General features: G+C 72.8%; 16 protein-coding genes. 9 read left to right on the top strand and 7 right to left on the bottom strand.

What is annotated here, in order from left to right:
- Position 1 precedes the first annotated feature (1 nt).
- The 4 genes from ABZX75_RS08845 to ABZX75_RS08830 all read left to right on the top strand — a co-directional run bounded on the left by ABZX75_RS08845 (position 2) and on the right by ABZX75_RS08830 (position 4,878).
- Positions 2-1,957 (top strand): biotin carboxylase N-terminal domain-containing protein, encoded by a 1,956-nt coding sequence (locus tag ABZX75_RS08845; protein WP_355409323.1) that lies wholly within the window; start codon positions 2-4, stop codon positions 1,955-1,957.
- Positions 1,954-3,129: an acyl-CoA dehydrogenase family protein gene (locus ABZX75_RS08840; protein WP_355409321.1), complete on the top strand. Its 1,176-nt coding sequence runs from the start codon at positions 1,954-1,956 to the stop codon at positions 3,127-3,129. Before ABZX75_RS08845 ends, ABZX75_RS08840 begins: the two co-directional genes overlap by 4 nt.
- Positions 3,130-3,493: 364 nt before the next feature.
- The gene (locus ABZX75_RS08835; protein ID WP_355409319.1) at positions 3,494-4,231 is read left to right on the top strand and encodes an enoyl-CoA hydratase family protein; all 738 of its coding nucleotides are present in this window, start codon (positions 3,494-3,496) and stop codon (positions 4,229-4,231) included.
- On the top strand, positions 4,219-4,878 hold the full coding sequence (locus tag ABZX75_RS08830) for a TetR/AcrR family transcriptional regulator (RefSeq protein WP_355409317.1): 660 nt from the start codon (positions 4,219-4,221) through the stop codon (positions 4,876-4,878). The genes ABZX75_RS08835 and ABZX75_RS08830 overlap by 13 nt, the downstream gene beginning before the upstream one ends.
- A 60-nt stretch (positions 4,879-4,938) precedes the next feature.
- Here ABZX75_RS08830 and ABZX75_RS08825 read toward each other — a convergent pair whose 3' ends face one another.
- Positions 4,939-6,036, bottom strand: a complete 1,098-nt coding sequence (locus ABZX75_RS08825; protein WP_355409315.1) for a citrate synthase 2 — start codon at positions 6,034-6,036, stop codon at positions 4,939-4,941.
- Between the two features lie 239 nt (positions 6,037-6,275).
- Here ABZX75_RS08825 and pdxH point away from each other — a divergent pair, with 239 nt between their 5' ends.
- On the top strand, positions 6,276-6,899 hold the full coding sequence (gene pdxH, locus ABZX75_RS08820; protein WP_355409598.1) for a pyridoxamine 5'-phosphate oxidase: 624 nt from the start codon (positions 6,276-6,278) through the stop codon (positions 6,897-6,899).
- Between the two features lie 381 nt (positions 6,900-7,280).
- Here the strand turns inward: pdxH and ABZX75_RS08815 are convergent, their stop codons facing one another.
- Positions 7,281-7,667: an RRXRR domain-containing protein gene (locus ABZX75_RS08815; RefSeq protein WP_355409313.1), complete on the bottom strand. Its 387-nt coding sequence runs from the start codon at positions 7,665-7,667 to the stop codon at positions 7,281-7,283.
- Positions 7,668-7,956: 289 nt separating this feature from the next.
- Here ABZX75_RS08815 and ABZX75_RS08810 point away from each other — a divergent pair, with 289 nt between their 5' ends.
- Entirely contained in the window at positions 7,957-9,288 is a 1,332-nt protein-coding gene (locus ABZX75_RS08810; protein ID WP_355409309.1) for a PAS domain-containing protein, read from the top strand.
- A 245-nt stretch (positions 9,289-9,533) separates the two neighbouring features.
- Here ABZX75_RS08810 and ABZX75_RS08805 read toward each other — a convergent pair whose 3' ends face one another.
- Positions 9,534-10,289, bottom strand: a complete 756-nt coding sequence (locus tag ABZX75_RS08805; RefSeq protein WP_355409308.1) for an SIS domain-containing protein — start codon at positions 10,287-10,289, stop codon at positions 9,534-9,536.
- A gap of 213 nt (positions 10,290-10,502) precedes the next feature.
- Here ABZX75_RS08805 and ABZX75_RS08800 point away from each other — a divergent pair, with 213 nt between their 5' ends.
- Both ABZX75_RS08800 and ABZX75_RS08795 read left to right on the top strand, forming a co-directional pair.
- Positions 10,503-11,198, top strand: a complete 696-nt coding sequence (locus ABZX75_RS08800) for a metal-dependent transcriptional regulator (RefSeq protein WP_355409306.1) — start codon at positions 10,503-10,505, stop codon at positions 11,196-11,198.
- A 301-nt stretch (positions 11,199-11,499) separates the two neighbouring features.
- On the top strand, positions 11,500-12,381 hold the full coding sequence (locus ABZX75_RS08795; RefSeq protein ID WP_355409304.1) for an alpha/beta hydrolase: 882 nt from the start codon (positions 11,500-11,502) through the stop codon (positions 12,379-12,381).
- Between the two features lies 1 nt (position 12,382).
- On the opposite strand, the gene ABZX75_RS08790 is transcribed toward ABZX75_RS08795, so the two are convergent.
- Positions 12,383-12,583 carry a DUF397 domain-containing protein gene (locus ABZX75_RS08790; RefSeq protein ID WP_355409302.1) on the bottom strand — a complete coding sequence of 67 codons (201 nt, stop codon included), beginning with the start codon at positions 12,581-12,583 and terminating at the stop codon, positions 12,383-12,385.
- Between the two features lie 13 nt (positions 12,584-12,596).
- A complete protein-coding gene (locus ABZX75_RS08785; RefSeq protein ID WP_355409300.1) occupies positions 12,597-13,433 on the bottom strand; it encodes a helix-turn-helix transcriptional regulator in 837 nt (278 codons plus the stop codon).
- 201 nt (positions 13,434-13,634) lie between these two features.
- Here ABZX75_RS08785 and ABZX75_RS08780 point away from each other — a divergent pair, with 201 nt between their 5' ends.
- Positions 13,635-14,060, top strand: a complete 426-nt coding sequence (locus ABZX75_RS08780; RefSeq protein WP_355409299.1) for an ATP-binding protein — start codon at positions 13,635-13,637, stop codon at positions 14,058-14,060.
- A 76-nt stretch (positions 14,061-14,136) separates the two neighbouring features.
- Here the strand turns inward: ABZX75_RS08780 and ABZX75_RS08775 are convergent, their stop codons facing one another.
- Both ABZX75_RS08775 and ABZX75_RS08770 read right to left on the bottom strand, forming a co-directional pair.
- On the bottom strand, positions 14,137-15,744 hold the full coding sequence (locus tag ABZX75_RS08775; RefSeq protein WP_355409297.1) for a transporter: 1,608 nt from the start codon (positions 15,742-15,744) through the stop codon (positions 14,137-14,139).
- Positions 15,741-16,577 (bottom strand): ABC transporter ATP-binding protein, encoded by an 837-nt coding sequence (locus ABZX75_RS08770; RefSeq protein WP_355409295.1) that lies wholly within the window; start codon positions 16,575-16,577, stop codon positions 15,741-15,743. The genes ABZX75_RS08775 and ABZX75_RS08770 overlap by 4 nt, the downstream gene beginning before the upstream one ends.
- Positions 16,578-16,639: the final 62 nt, after the last annotated feature.

Here is a 16,639-nt window from a genome sequence, read left to right as displayed (position 1 = left end):
CATGACCCTGCCCCGCACACTCCTGTCCGCCGTACTGGTGGCCAACCGCGGCGAGATCGCCGTCCGGATCTTCCGCACGGCCCGAGCCCTGGGCCTGGCCACCGTTGCCGTCCACTCCGATCCCGACGCCCACGCCCTGCACGTCCGGGACGCCGACGCGGCCGTACGCCTCCCCGGCGCGGCTCCCGCCGACACCTACCTGCGCGGCGATCTGATCATCAAAGCCGCGCTCGCCGCCGGGGCCGACGCCGTCCACCCCGGCTACGGTTTCCTCTCCGAGAACGCGGGCTTCGCCCGAGAGGTCCTGGCCGCCGGCCTGACCTGGATCGGCCCGCCCCCCGAGGCCATCGAGGCCATGGCCTCCAAGACCCGGGCCAAGGAACTGATGCGCGCCGCCGGTGTGCCGCTCCTCGATCCCGTCGACCCGGCCCGCGCCACCGCCGCCGATCTGCCCCTGCTGCTCAAGGCCGCCGCGGGCGGCGGCGGGCGCGGGATGCGCGTGGTCCGCGACCTCGCCGGTCTCAAGGAGGCGTTCGACGCCGCCTCCGCCGAGGCGCGCGCGGCCTTCGGCGACGGCGAGGTCTTCGCGGAGCCCTACGTCGAGCGCGGCCGCCACGTCGAGGTGCAGATCCTGGCCGACGCCCACGGCACCGTCTGGGCGCTCGGCACCCGCGACTGCTCCCTCCAGCGGCGCCACCAGAAGGTCATCGAGGAGGCCCCGGCGCCCGGACTCCCCGCGTCCCTGCGCGCCGCCCTGCACGCCTCGGCGGTCGCCGCCGCCCGGGCCGTTTCCTACCGGGGCGCCGGCACCGTCGAGTTCCTCGTCGCCGCCGACGGCCGCCCGTACTTCCTGGAGATGAACACCCGGCTCCAGGTGGAACACCCCGTCACCGAAGCCGTCTTCGGTCTCGACCTCGTCGCCCTCCAGCTGCGCATCGCCGAGGGCGAGGCCTTGCCGCCGACGCCTCCCGAGCCCACGGGCCACGCCGTCGAGGCCCGCCTCTACGCCGAGGACCCGGCCCAGGACTGGCGCCCGCAGACCGGCGTCCTGCACACCCTCGCCGTCCCCGGCACGGTCCGTGTCGACACCGGTTTCGCCGACGGGGACACGGTCGGCATCCACTACGACCCCATGCTGGCCAAGGTCGTCGCCCACGCCCCCACCCGCGCCGAGGCCGTACGGGTCCTCGCCCACGCCCTGGCCGGTGCACGCATCCACGGGCTCACGTCCAACCGCGAGCTCCTCGTACGGTCCCTGCGCCACCCGGACTTCACGGCGGGACAGCTCGACACCGGCTTCTACGACCGCCACCTCGCCGACCTCACCGAGGGCGCTCCGGACGCCACCCTGTCGGCCGTCGCCGCCGCCCTCGCGGAGGCGGCCCCGGACCCGGACGCCCCGCTCACCCTCCGCCTCGGCGGCTGGCGCAATGTCCGCTCCCAGCCGCAGACCCGCCGCTACAGCGCGGCCGGTACCGCCTACGAGGTCCGCTACCACCCCGCCCGCAGCGGCCCGCCGGAGCTCCTGGACCACCCGGGCATCCGCGTCCTGTCCGCCGAGCGCACGCTTGTCGCCCTCGAAGTCGACGGGATCCGACGACTGTTCCACGTGAAACATAAATCGAACAGAGCCGAGGTCTACGTCGACTCCGCGCTCGGCGCCCACACCCTCACCCCCGTCCCCCGGTTCGCCGATCCCCAGGACCGCACCGAACCCGGCTCCCTGCTCGCCCCCATGCCCGGCACCGTCGTCCGCGTCGCGCAGGGCCTCGCCCCCGGCTGCCCCGTCACCGCCGGGCAGCCCCTGCTCTGGCTGGAGGCCATGAAGATGGAGCACCGCATCGTCTCGCCCTCCTCCGGCACGCTCACCGCACTCCACGCCGCCACCGGCCAACAGGTCGAATTCGGCGCCCTGCTCGCCGTGGTCCAGGAAGCACAGGAGGAAACGCACGCATGAGCTCTGTCATCGGAACCTCTGTACTCGAAACTGATGAGCACAAGGCCCTGCGCACGGCGGTCGCCGCCCTCGGGCAGCGCTACGGCCGCGAGTACCTCGCCCGTGTCGCCCGCGAAGGCGGCCACCCCGACGCGCTGTGGGCCGACGCCGCCAAGCTCGGCTACCTCGGCGTCAACCTCCCCGAGGAGTACGGCGGCGGGGGCGGCGGCATCGCCGAACTGTCCATCGTCCTCGAAGAACTGGGCGCCGCGGGCTGTCCGCTGCTCATGATGGTCGTCTCGCCCGCCATCTGCGGCACGGTCATCTCCCGCTTCGGCACCGACGCCCAGAAGCAGGCCTGGCTCCCCGGCCTCGCCGACGGCAGCCGCACCATGGCCTTCGGCATTACCGAACCCGACGCGGGTTCCAACTCCCACCGCATCACCACCACCGCCCGCCGCGAGGGCCAGGAGTGGATCCTGAACGGCCGCAAGGTCTTCATCTCCGGCGTCGACATCGCCGACGCCACCCTCATCGTCGGCCGCACGGAGGATGCCCGCAGCGGCCGCCTCAAGCCGTGCCTGTTCATCGTCCCGCGCAACACCCCCGGCTTCTCCCGCTCCGTCATCGACATGGAAATCCACGCCGCGGAGAAGCAGTTCGAACTGGTCCTGGACGAGGTGCGGCTGCCCGCGGACGCCCTGGTCGGCGACGAGGACGCGGGCCTGCTCCAGCTCTTCGCCGGCCTCAACCCCGAACGCATCATGACCGCCGCCTTCGCCATCGGCATGGGCCGTTACGCCGTCGCCAAGGCCGTCGACTACGCCAAGACCCGCCAGGTGTGGAAGGAGCCCATCGGCGCGCACCAGGCCCTCGCGCACCCCCTCGCGCAGGTCCACATCGAGCTGGAACTGGCCCGCCTGATGATGCAGAAGGCGGCCCGTCTCTACGACGCGGGCGACGACATGGGGGCGGGCGAGGCGGCGAACATGGCGAAGTACGCCGCCGCGGAGGCCTGCGTGAGGGCGGTGGACCAGTCCGTCCACACCCTGGGCGGAAACGGCCTCACCCGCGAATACGGCCTCGCCTCCCTCATCACGGCCTCCCGGGTGGCCCGCATCGCCCCCGTCAGCCGCGAGATGATCCTCAACTTCGTCTCCCACCAGACCCTGGGCCTCCCCAAGTCCTACTGACCCACGGAAAGTCCTCCTGGCCGGACCGCGCGCGGCAGCAGCACCACCCCTCGCCCCGCCATCGGGCCCGCCCGCTGCCCCACGCCGCCCCGCCGACCGGTCCGACCCCGGGCCCGCCCGCGCGGGGTGGCGCCCTGGTCGCCTCCGGCCGGGTGCGGCTCGGTCGGCGGACCAGCGGCCGCCGCCCGGCGGGTCCCGCGGTTCGTCCCGACCCGCCGGAGGCGGATGGGCGCCCCCGGGGCGTCGCCGCGGCGCCGCCGGAGGGCGGCTTGGCCGGGGGAGGCCCCGCCCGCTTACCCTCCCCGGGGGAGGCCCCGCCCGCCCCGTACATCCGCCCGAACCGCTCACCCGCTCCGGAGGAGACATGGCCCCACTCCTGCACGCCGCAACGGCGGCCGGCCTCACCACCCTCACGCTGGACTCCCCGGCCAACCGCAACGCGCTCTCCGCGGACCTCGTCCGCGAACTCCGCACCGCGCTCGACACCGCCGCCGCGGACCCCGCGGTCCGGGCGATCGTCCTCACCCACACCGGCACCACCTTCTGCGCCGGCGCCGACCTCAAGTCCCCCTGCGACCCCGCCGACTTCCTCGCCCTGCTCCGCGAGATCGCCGAGCTGCCCAAGCCCGTCGTCGCCCGGGTCACCGGTCACGTCCGCGCCGGCGGCCTCGGCCTGCTCGGCGTCTGCGACATCGCCGCCGCCGGGCCGCAGTCCTCGTACGCGTTCACCGAAACCCACCTCGGCCTGGCCCCCGCCGTGATCTCGATGCCGCTGCTCCCGCGGCTCGACCCGCGCGCGGCCGCCCGCTACTTCCTCACCGCCGAGCGCTTCGACGCCGCCGAGGCCACCCGGATCGGCCTGCTCACCCTGCACGCGCAGGACGTGGACCAGGCCCTGGAACCCGTCCTGGCCGGCCTGCGCAAGGCCTCCCCGCAGGGCCTGGCCGCCTCGAAGGCGCTGACGACCGCCGCCGTACGGGAAACCCTGGACCGTGACGGCGCCCGCCTGACCGGACTCTCCGCGTCGCTCTTCGCCTCCGACGAGGCCCGTGAGGGCATCACCGCCCGCTTCGAGCGCCGGGACCCGTCATGGTCGCTGTGACGGACCCCGACCCCCGCGCCGACTCCCGTGCCGACTCCCGCCCCGACGCCCACCCCCACACCCACACCCGCTCCGGCCCCAAGCAGGCGCGCAGCCGTGCCACCCGGCGCCATCTCCTGGAGGCGGCCGTCTCCTGCCTGGCGGAACACGGCTGGGCGGGCTCCACCGTCTCCGTCGTCGCCGAACGGGCCGGGGTCTCGCGAGGCGCCGCCCAGCACCACTTCCCGACCCGCGAGGCCCTGTTCACCGCGGCCGTCGCGTACGTCGCGGAGGAGCGGTCCACCGCCCTGCGCGACCTCTTCCACGCCGGCCCGGTGGCCCGCCCCGCGGTGGTGGAGGCGCTCGTGGACCTGTACACCGGCGCCCTCTTCCGCGCCGCCCTCCAGCTGTGGGTCGCCGCCTCCAACGAGGAGCAACTGCGCCCCCAGGTGACCGAGCTGGAGGCGCGCGTCGGCCGCGAGACCCACCGCATCGCCGTCGAGCTCCTGGGCGCCGACGAGTCCGTCCCCGGCGTACGGGAGACCGTGCAGGGCTTCCTCGACATGGCCCGCGGCCTCGGCCTGGCCAACGTCCTCACCGACGACACGGCCCGCCGCGCCCGCGTGGTCGCCCAGTGGTCCCGGATCCTGGACGCCGCCCTGGGCTGAAACGCGACGGGCGCCGCACCCCGGTACGGGATACGGCGCCCGGCGTTCGGCGGCGAGTGATCAGGCGATGCCCTCGTAGCCCTCGATGTCGCGGGGGTCGCGCCGGGCCGGGCCGACGTACCGGGCCGACGGGCGGACCAGGCGGCCCGTGCGCTTCTGCTCCAGGATGTGCGCCGACCACCCGGCCGTACGGGCGCACGTGAACATGGAGGTGAACATGTGCGCCGGAACCTCCGCGAAGTCGAGCATGATCGCGGCCCAGAACTCCACGTTGGTGGCCAGCACCCGGTCGGGACGGCGCGCGTGCAGCTCCTCCAGCGCAGCCTTCTCCAGCGCGGCGGCCACCTCGTAGCGCGGGGCGTCCAGCTCCTTGGCCGTACGCCGCAGGACGCGGGCGCGCGGGTCCTCCGCGCGGTACACGCGGTGCCCGAAGCCCATCAGCCGCTCGCCCTTGTCCAGGGCCTTCTTCACGTACGCCACGGCGTCGCCGGTGCGCTCGATCTCCTCGATCATGCCGAGGACGCGCGACGGCGCCCCGCCGTGCAGCGGGCCCGACATGGCGCCGACCGCGCCGGACAGCGCCGCCGCCACGTCCGCACCGGTGGAGGCGATCACCCGCGCCGTGAAGGTCGAGGCGTTCATGCCGTGCTCGGCGGCCGAGGTCCAGTACGCGTCGACGGCCTTGACGTGCCGCGGGTCCGGCTCGCCCCGCCAGCGGATCATGAACCGCTCGACCACGGACTCGGCCTTGTCGATCTCCCGCTGGGGCACCATCGGCCGGCCCTGGCCGCGGGCGGACTGGGCGACGTACGACAGCGCCATCACGGCGGCCCGCGCGAGATTGTCGCGTGCGGTGCGCTCGTCGATGTCGAGCAGCGGTTTCAGACCCCACACGGGGGCGAGCATGGCGAGCGCGGACTGCACGTCGACACGGATGTCACCGGAGTGGACGGGGATCGGGAAGGGCTCGGCGGCCGGCAGGCCGGGGTTGAAGGCACCGTCGACGAGCAGGCCCCAGACGTTCCCGAAGGAGACGTGGCCGACGAGGTCTTCGATGTCTACACCCCGGTAGCGGAGGGCTCCGCCTTCCTTGTCGGGCTCGGCGATCTCCGTCTCGAACGCGACGACCCCTTCGAGCCCGGGTACGAAGTCGGACATCAGGCGGCTCCTCAGATAGTGCGAACACGCGCGGCTCCCGGCGTGACTCGCGGTCCGGCGCGGTCATCCCCGTTGATGCCCGGCACGGCCGATGGTCACCCGTGCGGGAACCTTCGGACCGGCCCCAAGATTTTGTCCGTTCCCGATGGCCTGCGGAAGCGTGACATACGGCACACCGCCCACCGTCGTCCTGCGGCAGGATGGCACGCGTGACCGACCATGACCTTGACCCCGCCGTCATGCGCAAGCAGTACCGCTCGCAGATCCTCGCCGAGGAGAGCCTCGCCGAGGACCCCATGCGGCAGTTCGCGCGGTGGTTCCAGCAGGCCGCCGACGCGCAGCTCTTCGAACCGAACGCCATGGTCGTCTCCACGGCCACCCCGGACGGCCGGCCCAGTTCGCGCACGGTCCTGCTGAAGCAGTTCGACGAGCGCGGCTTCGTCTTCTTCACCAATTACCGCTCCCGCAAGGGCCGCGAGCTGGCCGAGAACCCGCACGTCGCCCTGCTCTTCCCCTGGCACGCCATCGCCCGCCAGGTCATCGTCACCGGCACGGCGGCCCGTATCGGCCGCGACGAGACGGCGGCGTACTTCCGCTCCCGCCCCCACGGCTCCCAGCTGGGCGCCTGGGCGAGCGACCAGTCCAGCGTGATCGGCTCCCGCGCGGAACTGGACCGGCACTACGCCGAGCTCGCCGCCCGCTACCCCGAGGACGAACAGGTACCGGTCCCGCCGCAGTGGGGCGGCCTGCGGGTCACCCCGGACGCGGTGGAATTCTGGCAGGGCCACGAGAACCGTCTCCACGACCGGCTGCGGTACGTCCTGGACGGCGGCAAGTGGCGCGTCGAGCGCCTCTGCCCGTAGCCCGTGGTCCCGTAGCCCGTGGTCCCGCAGGCCGTGGCCGGCCCGGAAAAACAGACGACCCGCGGGCTCGGGTCTCTCCTGCAGTGAGAGAAGCCGGCCGGACGTACCGGCGAGCCCGCGGGTCGGGTGACTGCTGTGGATTGGCGCCTGGCGATCCCGCCGGGCACCGCACTGGGTGCGTGCGACGACGGGCGCTTAGCCCGCAGCCACCTCACGCGTCCGGATTTCATACATTTCCGGGATCACCTCCTTTCAGTGTGCGACCACCCTAAGCAGCCCTGTGCTCTCCGCTCAACCGAATTTCGGGCGTGAATCCGTAGGTGTACCCATCGGCCCTCTGGAGCAGCCGGAGATGCCGGTAGGAGACGTCGAAACGGCTGGTCAACGTGGTGATGCGATGCTGACCGCTCGTCCGGACCGCGATGCGTCCCACCCAGATGCCGACCCATTTCCCCCGGGGAACGACGGCTCGCACCAGGTCGCCGGTGGTGTACCCATGGTGGGTTTTGCTGCGATCACAGCGACCCCTGTCGCCTTCGAGCCGGGGTCGAGGCGCAGCTGTACGCCCGCGACGACGGAGCCAGCACGGGTTCGGTGCTTGAGCCGGATGGTGAAGGGAGCGCGCCTTGCTACGACGGCACGTCCTCTGTCGAGCAACTCGCGGGCACGGGCAGGGTGGCAGGGCATGAGCGGCTCGCCTCCCTTTGCCAGAACGAACACCCGGCTTGCCGTTCTGCGGGGAGCGTCACCGCTCCCGGTCTCTGCCATGACCGCTGGCGCAGCAGCGGATCCGGCGTTCCGCCGACGGGTCCAGGTGCGGTTCCCGCCGGTCTGCCCTCGCCCATGTTCGACGCCGGTGCCCGGCCTTGCGGCTGGGAGTCCGTGAGCCGTTTCGTCCCTGCTCCCGGGGGTGTCTGCTCTCACGGATTCCACTGTGGCCGTACCGTCCACGGCATCCACGGGTACATCGATTTCCCAGAACGCGGTGTGGGCTGCGTCACGTTCCAGTTCAATGATCTGACGTGCCGCACACGCGAACACCTGCAGGGGGTGCCAGGTGAGTGCTTCCGGACGTGGGGAGACCACCGACGATCTGCTCGCAGCGCTGCTCGACGGGATGGACGCCGCCCTGTGCGCGTTCGACTCCGACGGCGTGATCACGCACTGGAACAGGGAGGCCGAGCGGATCCTGGGCTGGTCCGCCGCCGAGGCCGTAGGGCGCGAGGGGTTCGCCGGGTGGGCGGTGCGGGCCGCCGACGCGCAGGACGTACACGACAGACTCATGGCCGCCCAGGACGTGCCGGGGCGGCAGGTGCACGAGTTCGCGCTGCTGACCAAGGACGGCGGACGCGTCCTCGTACGGACCCAGTCCGCCGGGGTGCCGGGCGCCGACGGGAAACCGGCCGGGGTGTACTGCGCCTTCAGCGAGGTGCACGCGCAGATCGACCTGGAGCGGTCCATCGCGTTGAGCGAGGCGCTGATGGAGGACGCCTCGTGGGGCGTCGTCCTCGTCGATGTGGACCTGCGGCCCGCCGTGGTCAACACGCATGCCGCGCGCGCTTTCGGCACCGGCCGCACCGCGTTGCTGGGGCGGCCGCTCGGGGAGTTGCTCACGCAGGGCGTGGAGGAGCTGGAGGGCGCACTCCAGCACGTGCTCGCCGAAGGGGCGCCGCCCGCACCGGTGGAGCTGTGGGTGTCGGTGCGCACGGCGGAGGGGGTGCGGCGGCGGTGCTGGCGGTGCGGGTTCCTGCGGCTGGCCTCGCCGCTGGCGGAGGAGCCGGTGCCGCTCGGGGTGGGCTGGCTGTTCCAGGACGTCACCGAGGCCCGGCAGGAGCAGCTGGACACCGCGCAGCTGCGGTTCCGCTCCCATCAGCTCCACCGGGCGGGGCGGGCGGCCGCCGAGTGCGAGGACCCGGCCGAGGCGGCCGCCGTACGCCTGGAGTTCGCGCTCGCCGGCTTCGCCGAGCACGCGCTGCTCGACGTACTGGAGCCGTCGGGCGGCTCGCGGCGGCGCCGGCTCGTACGGGCTGTCGCGTCGCCGCCGGTGCTCCCGGGGCCGGGTGCGATCCCCGTACGGTACGAGGCCGGGCATCCGGCGTTGCAGGCGCTGGACCGGATCGGCTCGGTGCGGGCGAGCGCGCCGGGCGGGGAGGCGGCCGAGGCGTGGGCGCGGGCGCGCCGGTGGCCGGAGGGCGCGGTGCACGGGCTGTGCACGGTGCTGCGGAGCCGGGGGCGGACCCTGGGGGCGCTGACCTTCCTGCGCGGGCCTTCGCGGCCGGCCTTCGAGCGCGCGGACGCCGTGTACGCCGAGGAGGTGGCCGCCCGGGTCGCGGCCGATCTCGACCTCGCGGCGGGGGCACCGGGCGGGCCGGGGGCGCCGGGGAAGTAGCCGCGCGTCAGGGCGGGGCATTCCGGATCCGGCGGGCGGACCCGGCCACCGGCACGGAGGCCGGTCACGGCCGGCGGACCCGGCTCCCTGGCGGCGGAGGTCAGTCGGCGGGCGGAGGCGGGCCACGGGCGGCGGACCCGGCTCCCTGGCGGCGGAGGTCAGTCGGCGGGCGGAGGCGGGCCACGGGCGGCGGACCCGGCAGTCCATGGGGGCGCTGCGCGCGACCCGCCGGCGGCGGAGGCCGGTCAGTGGCGGAAGAAGATCCGGTCGCCGTACTCCTGCATCACCCGGCCGTTCCACTCGTGGCCGCCGTCGACGTTCCCGGAGCGCAGCAGCGGGGGCTCGACCCCGCGCGCGGCGAGCTCCCCGGCCGCCGCCGCCATGACCGCCTGCATGATCGCGCTGGTCACGACGGTGGAGGCGGGGGCGAAGGGCGCTGCGATGCCGTCGATGCTCAGCTCGGCGTCGCCGACCGCGATCTTGCTGTCGAGGACGACGTCGCAGTGGTCGCGGAGGAAGGTGCCGGAGACGTGGCGCGACTTGGTCTCGGTGGCGTAGGCGACCGAGGTCACGCCGATGACCTTGAGGCCGATGGCGCGGGCGTTCATGGCCATCTCGACCGGCAGGGCGTTGCGCCCGGAGAGGGAGATGATGACGAGGACGTCGCCGTCGGACGCGGGGCTGCTGTCCAGGACGGCGCCGGCGAGGCCGTCGACCCGCTCCAGGGCGCTGCCCAGCGTCGCGGGCATGACATCGATGCCGACGGTGCCCGGAACGGCGAGGAAGTTCATCACGGCGAGCCCGCCGGCCCGGTAGACCACGTCCTGGGCGGGCAGCGAGGAGTGGCCGGCGCCGAAGGCGAAGAGCCGCTTGCCGGCGGCCACGGCGTCGGCGATGAGGGAGCCGGCCTCGCCGATGTGCGAGGCCTCCTCGTCCCGCACCCGCTCCAGCAGGCCGATGGCGGCGTCGAAGAACTGACCGGCCAGCTTGCTCTCGCTCATACGCCGAGGGCCCTTCCAGAGGTGGGTGCGCGTGCGTGTCCGCCGCTCACCGTGCGGTCTGGACCAAGGGCGTGTCAATACGGACGTCAATCCCTTGCCCGAAGGTGCTGCGGGATGTCCTGTACGGGCTGTGACCGCCCGGCACGGGACGGTTGTCCGCCCGATGCGTCAGAATTGGGGGCAGGGCCAGCGCACGCAATCCGAGGGGCACGAATGTCCGGACTGATCGATACCACGGAGATGTATCTCCGCACCATCCTTGAGCTGGAAGAGGAAGGTGTGGTCCCCATGCGCGCCCGTATCGCCGAGCGGCTCGATCAGAGCGGCCCGACGGTGAGCCAGACCGTGGCGCGGATGGAGCGGGACGGGCTGGTCGCCGTCGCCAGCGACCGGCACCTGGAGTTGACGGAGGAGGGCCGGCGGCTGGCGACGCGCGTGATGCGCAAGCACCGGCTGGCCGAATGCCTGCTCGTGGATGTCATCGGCCTGGAGTGGGAGCAGGTGCACGCCGAGGCCTGCCGCTGGGAGCACGTGATGAGCGAGGCGGTGGAGCGGCGGGTGCTGGAGCTGCTGCGTCACCCGACCGAGTCGCCGTACGGGAACCCGATCCCGGGGCTGGAGGAGCTGGGCGAGAAGGCCGAGGCGGACCCGTTCCTCGACGCGGGGATGGTGAGCCTCGCCGAGCTGGACCCGGGTACGGAGGGCAAGACCGTGATCGTCCGCCGGATCGGCGAGCCGATTCAGACGGACGCGCAGCTGATGTACACCCTGCGGCGGGCGGGCGTGCAGCCCGGCTCGGTGGTCAGCGTGACCGAATCCCCGGGCGGTGTGCTGGTCGGCAGCGGCGGGGAGGCTGCCGAGCTGGAGGCGGATGTCGCCTCGCACGTCTTCGTCGCGAAGCGCCCGTAGCAGCGGTAGCAGCCGGCGTCATGGGGCTGGAGTAGTCGGCAAGCCCCTGGTGTGGACGGTCCCGGCGCCTCACGGCGCCGGGACCGGTCCTCCCCTTGTGACCTGGAGCCCCGAGCTCTCAAGGTCACCCCCTTCGGACCGTCTTCCCCGAGCGGCCCGTCTCCCTGTGGAAAGGATCTCCATCGGCAGCGGCGGCCAATCCTTGAGCAAGGTCACTCGAAAGAGCGGTGTTGTGGGCGAGAACCCAGTTTTCGAATGCGGGTTCGATAGTCTGGTCGGGAGTGAAGGGGGTGCATCTGCGGTGGTACAGCGCATCGATGTGACAGGGGCCGATGGTGTGCGCCTGGCCGCCTGGGAGTTCCGGCGATCGACCGCGCGGCCGGCGCCCGCGGAGCTGCCCGGAGTCCTGTTACTCCACGGTCTGATGGGCCGCGCCCTCCACTGGGCCGGCACCGCCCGCTGGCTCGGCGAGCGCCGCCGCGTCGTGGCACTGGACCAGCGCGGCCACGGCCTGAGCGACCAACTGCCCGTCGGCCCGGACCTCTCGGCCTCCTTGGGCCGCGAGGCCTTCGTGGCCGACGCCGAAGCCGCCGTCGAGCAGCTCGGCCTGGCGCCCGTGACCCTGATCGGCCACTCCATGGGCGCGCTGACCGCCTGGCAGCTCGCGGCCCGCCGCCCCGACCTGGTCGAGGCGCTGGTGATCTGCGACATGCGCGCCTCCGCCCTCGGCGAAGCCTCCCAGCAGGACTGGGAGGACTGGTTCCACCGCTGGCCCCTGCCGTTCCCCACGCAGGACGCGGCCCGCCGCTGGTTCGGCGAGGAGGACCCCCGGGTGGAGCGCCCCGACCCCGCCCGCGGTGCCTTCTTCGCCGACGTCATGCAGGAGGCCCCGGACGGCTGGCGCCCGCTCTTCTCCCGCCGCCAGATGCTGACGGCCCGCGCGACGTGGGTCCACGACGCGCACTGGGAGGAACTGGCCCAGGTGCGCTGCCCGACCCTGGTGGTCCGCGGCCTGGACGGCGAACTGGGCCGGGCCGAAGCCCAGGAAATGGTCCGCGTCCTCCCGGCCGGCCAGTACGCGGAGATCCCCGACGCCGGCCACTATCTCCACTACGACCAGCCGGCCGCGTGGCGCGCGGCCGTGGAGCACTTCCTGGACGGGGTCAAGGCGACCCGGAGCTGACTCAGACCCGGCGGGCCTTGACCCCGTCGAGCAGAGCGGCCCACGCGTGGGCGGCGACCCGGAGCACCCGCCCGCCGGGGTCGCCGCTCTCGGCGACGAGGACGTGGCCGGCGTCGCCGCCGTCGCCGGGTGCGGTGGCGACGTAGACGCAGGAGTTGCCCTCCGCGCAGTAGGACGACCTCTGCCAGTCGTAGGGGGTCATGTGGGGCTGCCTTTCACCGGTTCCGGACGATGGAGCTGATGAGGTCGCGGGTCTGGGCCGGGTTGAGGGCCACCGCTTCCAGTCGCTCGAACAGTGTGCGGTACTTGGCCAGTTGTGGCTCGGCATCCAGGAACACCAGTCCGTGCGACTGGTCGAGCTGGACGCTGTCCAGCTGAGGCACCGGGCCGTGCGCGTAATAGATGGACTGGCCGGACCCCGGAAAGGCGCCTGCTGAGAACGGAATTGCCTGGATGGTGATGTGGTCACGGTCGCTCATGTCGAGCAGGTGTTTCAACTGGGCGTCAGCAATGGCCGGTCCGCCTACGGCGATGTGTAGTGCCGCCTCGTGGATGATCACCTGGTAGGGGGTCGGGGTGTCCTCGTAGAGGATCCGTTGGCGTTTCACGCGGAATGAGACGCGGTCCTCCACGTCTGGCGGCGGGAGCGCGGGAACAGCCTGGCGGAAGATCTCGCGGGCATGCTCGACGGTCTGGAGCAGTCCGGGAACGTGCATGGTGATCGCGTCGCGCAGCGCCCGCGCGTGGTGCTCCAGTTCGGCGAGGTCCAGGAGGGGGTCGGGAAGGATCCCGCGGTACTCCTCCCACCACCCGCGGCGACGCTCTCCGATCATCCCGACCAGTGCCTCGATGTACGGCTGGTCCGTGCATCCGTAGAGGTCGGCCAGCGTACGGAGGCGCTCTGGGCTGACGCCGAACCGCGCGGCTTCCAGGTTGCTGATCTGGCTCTGCCGGATCCCCATGCGCTGGGCGGCCTCGGTTGCGTTCAGGCCGGCGCTTTCGCGCATCTTGCGCAGCTCGGCGCCGAACCTGAGCTGACGGGCAGTCGCCATACTCAACTCGCCTTTCGCAGAGGGCTGTCACCCACATGAGTGGCAATGTATTCAATTACAAGGAAGTCGTGAAGCAAGTTATATCGAGCCGCTACTTTGGGATGCAGGCCACCGCCTGGAAGTACCCCGCTCGACGGAGCGACCTGGTCACCGGGCACCACACGCCCACGGTTCAACTCTCCTCCGCGATCGGACACTTCCGTGGACGCAACCGTAACTCCGTCCTGGGCCTACACCCTCCAACTCCCGCACGACCCCCGCGCAGCGGGAATCGCCCGCTCCACGCTGCGGGCGGTGCTCCGTAGCCACGCCATGACCGGGCCGGCGGACACCGCCGAGCTCCTCGCGAGCGAGCTCGTCTCCAACGCCTACCGGCACGCGTACGGGCCCTGCGCCCTCCGCCTGCGGGCGGTGGACGCCGACCGCGTCCGCGTCGGCGTCTGGGACACCAACCCGCACATCCCGGCCCCCTTCGGCGGCGAGCCCGCACCGTCCGTGTCCGGCGCGGAGGGCGGGCGCGGGCTGGCCCTCGTACGGCTGTGCGCGGACCGGTACGGCTCCTACCGCTTCGAAGGCGGGGCGCAGGCGGGCAAGCTGCTCTGGGTGGAGTGCGGGTCGCGCGAGTGAATCGGGACGGCAAAGGAAAGAGGGGCGACGGGCCACCGGCCGTTCGCCCCTCCCCGGCAGACGTCCCGCGCGGGACTCAGCCCTTGCTCACCGCCAGCAGGATCTCCGGCAGCTTGCGGGCCACCGTCGGGGCCGCCAGGCGCAGGCCCGCCCAGGTGGCCAGGGTGCCCCAGGCCACTCCGAGGGGGAGCAGCGTCCAGGAGGCGCTCTGGTGGTCCGCCCCGTTGAACCAGATCGTCAGGGCGATCACCGGGGCGCAGATCACCGCCGAGGCCAGCATGCCGCCGAAGATGCCCATCCAGGCGAGTCCGGCCTGGCCCGGGGCGACGTTCTTGAAGGCGCCGTCCGTCGGGATGGAGTACGGGAAGCGGGCCGAGGCCAGCGCCCCCGTGCACAGCATCGAGCCCAGCAGGGCCAGGCCCAGACCGAGGGCGGCCGGGAAGGCGCGCCAGTCGCCGATCAGCGCGGCGGTGACCGCCGTGACGAGGACCGTGTACGGGACCGTGACGAGGGCCAGTGCCCAGGCGCGGGCGCGCAGTTCCACGTACGCGTCGCGCGGGGTGGAGATGGTCTGGGCGACCATCCAGAACGCCGAGGTGTCCTGGCCGAACTGGTTGTACATCTGGATGCCGAGCATGCCCGCGCCGAAGCAGGCCAGGTAGATGGATCCGGTGCCCTGGAGGGCGTTGAAGACCGGGACGATCATGCCGATCGCCAGCGCGGTCACCCACGCGGACTTGGTCTTCGGGTCGCGCACGGCGTACCGCAGGGTGCGCTGCACGGCCGCGCCGGTCCGGCCGCCCGGCAGCAGGGACCAGAAGCCGGCCGCGCCGGGCTCCTTGGCGGGGTTGGAGGCCGCCGCGATCGTCGAGCCGTCCGGCGTCACCATCAGCTTGGTCAGGCTCCGCTCCCAGAACCACAGGAGGAGGACCAGCGCGCCGACCGTGACAGCGAGTTGGGCCGCCGCCACCCCGTACGCGCCGTCGCTCGCCGAGTCCACCATGCCGACGGCGGTCGCGGGCGGCAGCCACCGCACCACCGCCTCGACGGGCTCCAGCTGGGACAGGCCGCCCGTCTGGAACAGGCGCTGACTGGCGAAGTTGGCCACCTGCGCGCCCACCGCGATCAGCAGCCCGCTGAGCAGCGCGAGGTCGCGCCCCTTGCGGCTGGTCAGCAGGCGCACATTGGCCGTGGCCACCGCCCGCGCGAGGACCACGCAGCCGACGAGCAGCAGCGGGACGGCCAGGACGGCGGCGGCGATGCCGGCGCCGCCCCGCGCGACCGCTATCACCGAGCCGACGGCGAGGCACAGGGTGAACAGCGGGCCGATGCCGACCAGGGAGGAGGCGAGCAGGGCCCGTACGAGGGGACGCGGGCGCAGCGGCAGCATGACCAGCCGGCTCGGGTCGAGCGTCTCGTCACCGGTGGGGAAGAACAGCGGCATGAAGGTCCAGCCGAGCGCCAGGATCGCGGCCAGCAGCACGACGACCGTGCCGGCGTGGTCGTTCCCGCGGAGCAGGGCGAGGCCGAGCGTGACGAAGAAGCCGACCACCAGCGCGAAGGCGAGGCTCGTGAAGTAGGCGGCCTTGCGCTTCGAGGAGCCCTTGAGGCCGTTGCGCAGCAGCGACAGCTTGAGGCGGACGAAGACCGGGGTCAGGGAGACGGGTGCGGCGGCCGTGGTCATCGCGCGGCCGTCCCGCCGCCGAGCCAGTCCAGCGAGTCGCCGGCCGCGTCGCGCCCGAGCGCGCCGACCAGTTCGAGGAAGGCGGCCTGGAGGGAGGGCGCGGCGCCCCGTACGTCGGCCAGCGGGCCCGCGGCGCGGATGCGTCCGGCGGCCATGACGGCGACCCAGTCGCACAGCGACTCGACGAGCTCCATCACGTGGGAGGAGAAGACGACCGTGGCGCCGGACGCGGTGTAACGTTCCAGCACTCCGCGGATGGTCTGCGCCGACACCGGGTCCACGCCCTCGAACGGCTCGTCCAGGAACAGCACTTCCGGGTTGTGCAGCAGGGCGGCCGCCAGGCCGATCTTCTTGCGCATGCCCGTCGAGTAGTCCACGACCAGCTTGTGCTGCGAGCCCGCGAGGTCGAGGACCTCCAGCAGCTGCGTCGCCCGCTTGTCGGTCTCCTCGCCCGGCAGGCCGCGCAAGCGGCCGATGTAGCCGAGCAGCTCCCGCCCCGACAGCCGCTCGAAGAGCCTCATGCCCTCCGGCAGCACACCGATCCGGGACTTCACCTCGGCCGGGTCCGCCCACACGTCGTGTCCGGCGACGACGACCCGCCCCATGTCCGGCCGCAGCAGACCGGTGATCATCGACAGTGTCGTCGTCTTGCCCGCGCCGTTCGGGCCGACCAGGCCGATGAACTGGCCGGCGGGCAGCTCCAGGTCGATCCCCGCCACGGCCACCTGGTCCCCGAAGCGCTTCCACAGGCCTTCCACCCGCACGGCGGGCGGCGCGGATCGCGCGCCGCCCGTTCCGTACGTCCCCGCCATCGCATCAGCCTGGTCTGGCATGCGTGTGCCTCTCGTTCCGTCCCCGTTGGTCGTTCTCTTCTCACCATAGGAGGAGCGGGAAA

Source organism: Streptomyces sp. NPDC003038 (genome assembly GCF_040611115.1).
Classification (GTDB): domain Bacteria; phylum Actinomycetota; class Actinomycetes; order Streptomycetales; family Streptomycetaceae; genus Streptomyces.
Note: the sequence above shows the minus strand (reverse complement) of the source record. Positions and strands in the feature narration are given on the sequence as shown.

Coding starts and splice junctions, on each gene's coding strand:
- ABZX75_RS08825 (WP_355409315.1), bottom strand. CDS start 6,036: ATGTCCGACTTCGTACCCGGGCTCGAAGGGGTCGTCGCGTTCGAGACG.
- ABZX75_RS08785 (WP_355409300.1), bottom strand. CDS start 13,433: ATGGCGACTGCCCGTCAGCTCAGGTTCGGCGCCGAGCTGCGCAAGATG.
- ABZX75_RS08845 (WP_355409323.1), top strand. CDS start 2: ATGACCCTGCCCCGCACACTCCTGTCCGCCGTACTGGTGGCCAACCGC.
- ABZX75_RS08775 (WP_355409297.1), bottom strand. CDS start 15,744: ATGACCACGGCCGCCGCACCCGTCTCCCTGACCCCGGTCTTCGTCCGC.
- ABZX75_RS08815 (WP_355409313.1), bottom strand. CDS start 7,667: ATGGCAGAGACCGGGAGCGGTGACGCTCCCCGCAGAACGGCAAGCCGG.
- ABZX75_RS08770 (WP_355409295.1), bottom strand. CDS start 16,577: ATGCCAGACCAGGCTGATGCGATGGCGGGGACGTACGGAACGGGCGGC.
- pdxH (WP_355409598.1), top strand. CDS start 6,276: ATGCGCAAGCAGTACCGCTCGCAGATCCTCGCCGAGGAGAGCCTCGCC.
- ABZX75_RS08805 (WP_355409308.1), bottom strand. CDS start 10,289: ATGAGCGAGAGCAAGCTGGCCGGTCAGTTCTTCGACGCCGCCATCGGC.
- ABZX75_RS08830 (WP_355409317.1), top strand. CDS start 4,219: ATGGTCGCTGTGACGGACCCCGACCCCCGCGCCGACTCCCGTGCCGAC.
- ABZX75_RS08790 (WP_355409302.1), bottom strand. CDS start 12,583: ATGACCCCCTACGACTGGCAGAGGTCGTCCTACTGCGCGGAGGGCAAC.
- ABZX75_RS08835 (WP_355409319.1), top strand. CDS start 3,494: ATGGCCCCACTCCTGCACGCCGCAACGGCGGCCGGCCTCACCACCCTC.
- ABZX75_RS08840 (WP_355409321.1), top strand. CDS start 1,954: ATGAGCTCTGTCATCGGAACCTCTGTACTCGAAACTGATGAGCACAAG.
- ABZX75_RS08800 (WP_355409306.1), top strand. CDS start 10,503: ATGTCCGGACTGATCGATACCACGGAGATGTATCTCCGCACCATCCTT.